The organism is Stenotrophomonas sp. Sm6012 (assembly GCF_030985895.1).
GTDB lineage: Bacteria > Pseudomonadota > Gammaproteobacteria > Xanthomonadales > Xanthomonadaceae > Stenotrophomonas > Stenotrophomonas forensis.
In genome coordinates this window covers 20,367-27,322 of sequence record NZ_JAPTFX010000055.1, presented here as the reverse complement: position 1 = coordinate 27,322, position 6,956 = coordinate 20,367, and the positions used below count along the sequence as shown (strand labels likewise).

Sequence of the window (6,956 nt, the reverse complement as noted above, 5' to 3'; positions counted from 1 at the left end):
GGCCGGCACTCCTCGTTGCCGGCCAGCGGCCGGCACTACCGATCAGAGGCGCTCGGCCTTGCCACTGGCCAATGCACGGGCGATCACCTGCTGCGCCTGCTCCGCGGCCTGCGCATGCACCTGCGCCTGGCGCTCGCCCAGTGCGGCCTGCTGGCTGCCCAGCGCCGCCTGTCGGCTGGCCAGTTCGGCCTGCTGGCTGGCCAAACGGTTCATGTCGCGGGTGCGGCTGGACTGTGCGGCCTGGCTGCGGGCTTCCTGCATCGCACGACGTGCCTCGGCAGCGGCCTCACGTGCGGCCTCACGCGCAACCGCGGCGTCACCGGTCGCCCCCCGCGCCGCCTTCGCGGCTTCTGCGGCGGCTTCGCGATTGATGTCGTGCGCGCTCATCGCACTGCGCGCGGCCTCGGCCGCCGCCAACGCGATACGGCGCGCCTCCTCACCCTGCAAGCGGCCCATCTCGCCCATCTGTTTGCCGAGTGCGCTCTGCTCGCGACCGAGCACGCTCTGCTGACGGCCCAGTGCGCTCTGCTGCTGCCCCAGGTCGAACGCACCGGCGTAGGCGCGCTGCAGCGACTGGACCAGCATCGGGTCACGCACGATGTAGCGCTTGTCACCCTGGCGGAACCACAGTGCCGGCCCCTTGCCGAGCTGCTTGCGGGCCAGCGTGACGTCGTCCATGCCGCCATTGGCGAAGGTCGAGTCGCCATCCACCAGCACATAGGCCTGCGGCGGCGATTTGCCCAGGTCCAGGCGGCCATAGGTGGTGATGGAGGTGGTGTGGGAGCTCGTGCGTTCACCGTGCATGCCGGTATCGACATCGACATCCACGTCGACCGCCACATCCGCATCGTCCGGACCTGACAGCGCCTCGACATCCGCCGGCTCGGCCGGAGCCGCCGGGGCCACTGGCGTGGCCGGCACCCGCGCGGATGCGGGCGGCGCCGGCGGTGCTTTTGGCGCTTTCGGCGGAGGCGGCACCACGGCCTTCGGTGCCGCCGGCGGCGCGGGCGGTGCCGGCGGCACGGGCGCGGCAACCAGGCGCATCGGCGCCACGCCCACCACCAGCACCACAGCGGTCAACGCCATCGCCAGGATGCGCGGACAGGCCCGGCGCGGTTGCAGCGACATCAGGCGGCGCTTGAGACTGGTGGTGCTCGGCGCGGCACTGGCCACGCCCAGGTGCGGCTGCGGTGCCACGCCCAGCTGCAGCAGCAGGCGACCATAGGCCTGGCGGCTGGCACCGTGCTGGCCGACCACTGCCGCATCCACCGCTTCCTCGCGGGCCTGGGCGTACTCGCGTACCGACAGGCGCAACAGCGGATGGAAGAAGAACAGATGCTGGGCCAGCGCCGGCAGCAGGCCCCATTGCAGGTCACGCCGCTGCAGATGCTGAAGTTCGTGGGTCAGCGCCAGGTCCAGCGCATCACCCTGCAGGGCATTGTCGCCGGCCGGCAGCAGCAGTACCGGACGGAACGGCCCGACCAGCTGCGGCGAGTCCACCTGCGTGCTCATCCACAGGCGCGGCGCAGGGCGCACCCCGTGCGCTTCGGAGGCCAACTGCAGGGCCTGTACCAGCGCCTCGTCCTGGCAGGGATAGGCCGCCGCCAGCAGCGCGCGGCACTGGCGCCACTCACCGAAGGTGCGCCATGCCATCAGCAGCACGCCGGACACCCACAGCGCGGCCAGCGCAACGGCCCACCACGCCACCGCCGGCACGTCCGCGGCAGGCATCGGCATCGCGGCCAGCAGCTGTGCAGAGGCTTCCGGGGCCAGCGGGTAGATCATGTCGGCAGCCACATCGGTGGCGGTCATCGCCACTGCCTGCGGTGCCGGCAACCAGGCCAGCTGCAGCGGCTGGCTCCAGAACAGGCCGAGCACGGCCTGCAGCGACACCAGCCACCATAGGCGGCAGCGGGTCGCCGCCGACAGCGACGGCAATGCGCGGCACACGCCGTACACCAGGGCCACCAGCAGCACGGTCTGCAGGCTGGTCCAGCCCAGCCGTTCCAACATCGGGATCAGCATCGTGGTGTCCATGGCTCAGCCCTCGTGGCGACGCGATTGGAGTTGGGCAACCAGCGCTTCCAGCTCGGCCAGTTCGTTGTCACTGACCTGCTGGCGCTGCGACAGGTAGGCCACGAACGGCGACACCGAGCCCTGCAGGGTGTTGTCGACGAACTGGGCCACCGCGCCCTGCAGCACGCTCTCCGGGCCACGGGTGGCCTGGTAGCGGTAGACGCCCTCCTGCTGCCGGCGCTGAAGATACCCCTTCGCGCGCAGCCGCTCCATCATCGTCAGCACGGTGGAGCGGGCCAGGCCACGGGCTTCCCCATAACCACTGGCGACCTCGCCGACGCTGGCCGGCGCATGTTCATCGATGTACTGCAGCAGGGCCAGTTCCTGGTCCCCGATCGTCTTGCCACGCATGACACCACTCCCTTGACTACACGTGTCGTCACTGTCGGCGTGACGACAACTGTAGTCAACCCCCCGGAAGTCATGGTCCGACGAACGGTAGGCCGACCCGGGGCGGTTAAACCTTTTTGCGCATCCGCTGCATCCGACCCTCGACGCCCTCCCGGAATCCCGCATGTTCCGCCCAACGCTTCGAGTCGTGCTCATGCTCATCAGTGCCCTGCCCTTTGCCGCGATGTCCGCCAGCCAGGACCAGGCCAACGACCAGACCCGTCGCATGATCCGCCAGATCATGCTGGACGAGCGCATCCCCGGCCTGCAGCTGGCCGTGGTCAAGGACGGGCAGATCGTGCTTTCCGAAGCCTACGGCCTGGCCAATGTGGAAAACGGCGTGCTCGTCTCGCGCGACACCCGCTTCCCGCTCAATTCGGCCACCAAGGCCTTCACCGGGGTCGCCATCGCACAGCTGGCAGAACAAGGGCGAGTGGATCTGGATGCCCCCGCCTCGCGCTACCTGGACGGTCTTCCGGCGGCATGGCAGGACGTACGCGTGCGCCAGCTGCTGGCACACACCTCGGGCCTGCCGGACATCCTGGATGCGAATGGCCTGCTGGGCGGTGGTTCCGAAGCGCAGGCCTGGACGGCGGTCACCGCGCGCCCGGTCGAAGCCGCTCCCGGCCAGCGCTTCGCCTACAACCAGACCAACTATGTGCTGCTGGCACGGATCATCGCGCAGCAATCAGGCATGCCCTACGACCGCTACCTCGCCACCGGCCAGTTCAGCACCGCACGCATGGCACGCACCACCTTCGGCGACAGCTATGACCTGATTCCGGATGCCGCGACGATGTACAGCCTGGCGCCGCGCGCGACCGATGCGGCCGACGCTCCGCGACGCCTGTCGCACTGGTTCTACGACATGCCGCCCAGCCTGTGGGCCGGTGGCGGCATCCTCACCACCGCCGACGACACCGCACGCTGGCTGGTCGCACTGAGCGAGGGTCACCTGCTGCAGGACGCGGCACGGCAGCGCATGTGGACAGCCGAGCGCTTGGCCGATGGCCGCACCGGTCCATGGGCTGGCGGCTGGCCGGTGCTGCACGCCTCCCCCGACCTGCAGGTGGCCGGCATTGGGGGCGCGCGCTCGGCCTTCGTGGTCTATCCCGAGCGCGGCGTGGCGGTGGTGGTGCTGACCAACCTGGTCGGTGCCAATCCGCAGCAGTTCATTCCACGCATTGCTGATCTCCATGCGCCTGCGGTGACCGTGCCCTGAGGCTGCCGGCCAGCGGCCGGCTGTTCCGTCGGCTCAGCCCCGCGGCCCGCCCATCACCGGCAGGATCACCCCGCTGATGTAGCTGGCACAGGCCGGCGAGGCCAGGAACACATAGGCCGGCGACAGTTCTTCGGGCTGTGCGGGCCGGCCCATGTCGCTGTCCTTGCCGAACTCGGCGACGTCCTCGGCCTGCTTGTCGGCCGGGTTCAGCGGCGTCCACACCGGGCCTGGCGCCACGCAGTTGACCCGGATCCCACGCGGCAGCAGTTGGCTGGCCAATGCCTTGGTGAAGGCATGGATCGCGCCCTTGGTGGCCGAGTAGTCGATCAGCGCCTTGCTGCCGAACAGCCCGGTTTCCGAACCCGTGTTGATGATGCTGGCACCCTCGCCCAGATGCGGCAGCACCGCACGCGCCATCTGGATGTAGCCACCGATGTTGGTCTGCAGGGTTTCCTGCAGGTGCGCGTCTTCCAGATCCTCCAGGCGCTCGCAGTGCAGCTGGAACGCGGCATTGTTGACCAGGATGTCGATGCCGCCGAAGGCTTTCGCCACTTGCTTCACCGCCCGGTTGCAGAAGCGCGGATCGCGCACGTCGCCGGCGATCACCACGCAGCGTCCGCCCTCGCGTTCCACGTGTTGGCGGGTGATCTCGGCATCTTCGGCTTCATCCAGATGCAGCACTGCAACATCCGCCCCCTCACGTGCGAACAGCACCGCCACCGCACGGCCGATGCCGGAATCGCCACCGGTGATGACCGCGCGCAGGCCCTGCAGCTTGCCGCTTCCAGCGTAGTCCGGCGCAAGGAAGCGTGGCGCCAGCTCAAGTTGGTGTTCATGCCCGGGCTTGGCCAGCTGCTGTGCGGGCATGGCCTCAGGTTGCCTGCGTGCACCGGCCTGGGTGGCGGTCTTCTTCGTGGCCTTCTTCGCTGCGCGCGCGTCCTTGGCCTTCTCCTGGTCCTGCAGGCGCCGCTGCCGCGAGGCCACCCGCGCCGCACGCGGGTCGCTGGCGGCGGCCTTGCGGGTGGCGGTTTTCACCACGCGCGGGCGATCAGGGTCGGCAACGGTCTGGCTTGCGGTGCTGCCCTTGCGCACCTTGGGCGCGGCTTTGCGGCGGGCGGGGGTCTTACTGGTGGTGGCCATGCAGGTCTCCTCGGGAGGGAAAGGGGCTGCCGGCCAGCGGCCGGCACTACCGGGGGCGGCGCATGCCGCTCCTGCAGTGTCTCCACCCTTGCTTTCGGCAGCAGTGAATACGCCGTGTCCACGATGTGCACGGTATTCATTCCGCCACCACGTGCACCGCCGCACGCTGCACGCAACCACACAAGGAACGCCTCCATGAAACATGCCATCGCCACCACCGCCGTCTGCTTTGCCCTCGCCGCCTGCAGCAGCACGCCGATGGCCCAGGTACAGCCGATCGACGGCGTGATTTCCGGCCAGTGCCACAGCGACATGGTGCGCGGCGCGCTGGGCCTGGCCGCTTCGGATGCCACCGTTGCGCGTGCCCGCGTGGACAGCGACAGCCTGCACGTGCGGGTGCTGCGCCACGACGGTCCGCGGGTGCCGCCGGCCAGCGAAGGCGGTGACCGCCTGACCATCGAGAAGGGCCGCACCAACAACATCACCGCGATCTACTGTGGGTAACAGCCGTCGAGCAAGCTCGACGCTACGGATAGCTTTCGTGGAGCAAGCTCGACGCTACGTCGAGCCGCTGCGCTTGGCCAGCCGCCGCGCGCGGCGCAGTACCTTCAGCGTCGCCTGCTCCCATTGGCGCGGCCCACGCAGGCCGGCCAGTTTCGCCAGTTCGCCGCGCTCCCAGCCGGCGAACACGCAGGGGTCGATGTAGGCCTTGCGGCACACCGCCGGCGTGTTGCCCAACCGCGCGGCTACCTGGCACACCACCTCGCGCTGTGCCTTGGCCAGCGCGCGCTGGGTGGCCGGTTCCGGCAGCTCGGTGGCGGCGAAGGTCTGCACCGCCGCCAGGGTGCCGCCCCAGGTGCGGAAGTCCTTGGCGGTGAAGTCTTCCCCCATCACCTCGCGCAGGTAGTCATTCACCGCGCCCGAATCGACCGGCTGGATGACGCCCTCATCGTCGCGGTACTGGAACAGCGCCTGGCCCGGCAGCTGCTGCACACCGCGTACCAGCGTGCCCAGCCTGCGGTCACCGACGGTCACCTCATGCAGCTGGCCGGACTTGCCACGGAAGCGCATGCGCACCCGGCCGCCGCGCAGCAGGTCCAGGTGCCGGTTGCGCAGCGTGGTCAGGCCATAGGACTTGTTCTCCTTGGCGTAGGTTTCATTGCCCACCCGCACCAGGGTGTCGGCCAGCAGCGCGACCACCACCGCCAGCACTTTCCCGCGCGGGAAGCCCCGCTGCTTGAGGTCACGGCTGAGCCGCCTGCGCAGGCCCGGCAGCGCTTCGCCGAAGGCGATGGTGCGGTCGAACTTGCCCGAATCGCGCACCGCTGCCCAGTCGGCGTGGTAGCGGTACTGCTTGCGTCCACGCGCATCGCGACCGGTGGCCTGCAGGTGGCCGTTGGCATGGGCGCAGATCCATACCGCGGTATAGGCTGGCGGGATCGCCAGCGCACGGATGCGCTGCAGGGTGGCGGCATCACGCAGCGCGTGGCCGTCGGCATCGCGGTAGCTGAAGCCCTTGCCGGCGCGGCGGCGGCTGAAGCCGGGCTGGGTGTCATCGACATAACGCAGGCCAGCGGCGCGCGCGGCCTGTTGTTCCGGAGTGGAGGGCGTTGGCATGCGCTGAGTGTCGCGGGTGCGGCGCGGTGATCCTGTCGATAACGCAAGACAAACACGTGAGGGTCGGTTCGCCGCTATGCTCGGGTCTTCACAACCCCTTCCGGAGTCATGATGTCGTTTCAGATTCGCGCCCGTTCGCTCTCCGCCCTGTTGCTGCCGGCCGTGCTGGCCCTGACCGCCTGCCAGGCACCGGCGCTGGATGAACAGGATTCGGCCACCGCCCACGCCCAGCAGGCCGCCGAAGCCGCCAAGGCGCCGGCCGACGACGCAGGCAAGGCGACCGAGGCGCCGCCGGTCGGCACCTGCGACGCCAGCCAGGTGCAGAGCCTGGTCGGCCAGGCCTACACCGACGCGCTCGGCAAGCAGGCGCAGGAAGACGCTGGCGCCAGCCAGGTGCGCGTGCTCAAGCCCAACGACGTGGCCACGATGGAGTTCCTCGGCGACCGCCTCAACATCGAAGTGGACGACAAGGGCACAGTGAGCGGCACGCGCTGCGGCTGAGTCCGGCCCC

Annotated in this window: 7 protein-coding genes; 3 read left to right on the top strand and 4 right to left on the bottom strand. The window is 69.6% G+C overall.

Annotated elements, in window-relative coordinates; translation table 11 throughout:
- Positions 1-42: 42 nt before the first annotated feature.
- Together O0J73_RS11540 and O0J73_RS11535 are read right to left on the bottom strand one after the other, a co-directional pair.
- Positions 43-2,037 (bottom strand): M56 family metallopeptidase, encoded by a 1,995-nt coding sequence (locus O0J73_RS11540; protein ID WP_308308742.1) that lies wholly within the window; start codon positions 2,035-2,037, stop codon positions 43-45.
- Between the two features lie 3 nt (positions 2,038-2,040).
- The gene (locus O0J73_RS11535) at positions 2,041-2,427 is read right to left on the bottom strand and encodes a BlaI/MecI/CopY family transcriptional regulator (protein ID WP_004153481.1); all 387 of its coding nucleotides are present in this window, start codon (positions 2,425-2,427) and stop codon (positions 2,041-2,043) included.
- 193 nt (positions 2,428-2,620) lie between these two features.
- Between O0J73_RS11535 and O0J73_RS11530 the strand changes: the two genes are divergently transcribed.
- Positions 2,621-3,688, top strand: a complete 1,068-nt coding sequence (locus O0J73_RS11530; protein ID WP_308308741.1) for a serine hydrolase domain-containing protein — start codon at positions 2,621-2,623, stop codon at positions 3,686-3,688.
- A gap of 33 nt (positions 3,689-3,721) precedes the next feature.
- Here the strand turns inward: O0J73_RS11530 and O0J73_RS11525 are convergent, their stop codons facing one another.
- Entirely contained in the window at positions 3,722-4,828 is a 1,107-nt protein-coding gene (locus tag O0J73_RS11525; protein ID WP_308308740.1) for an SDR family oxidoreductase, read from the bottom strand.
- Positions 4,829-5,023: 195 nt separating this feature from the next.
- Here O0J73_RS11525 and O0J73_RS11520 point away from each other — a divergent pair, with 195 nt between their 5' ends.
- On the top strand, positions 5,024-5,332 hold the full coding sequence (locus O0J73_RS11520; RefSeq protein ID WP_004153470.1) for a hypothetical protein: 309 nt from the start codon (positions 5,024-5,026) through the stop codon (positions 5,330-5,332).
- Between the two features lie 54 nt (positions 5,333-5,386).
- Here O0J73_RS11520 and O0J73_RS11515 read toward each other — a convergent pair whose 3' ends face one another.
- On the bottom strand, positions 5,387-6,445 hold the full coding sequence (locus O0J73_RS11515) for a DNA topoisomerase IB (protein ID WP_308308739.1): 1,059 nt from the start codon (positions 6,443-6,445) through the stop codon (positions 5,387-5,389).
- Between the two features lie 111 nt (positions 6,446-6,556).
- Between O0J73_RS11515 and O0J73_RS11510 the strand changes: the two genes are divergently transcribed.
- A complete protein-coding gene (locus tag O0J73_RS11510) occupies positions 6,557-6,946 on the top strand; it encodes an I78 family peptidase inhibitor (RefSeq protein WP_197564323.1) in 390 nt (129 codons plus the stop codon).
- Positions 6,947-6,956 lie beyond the last annotated feature (10 nt).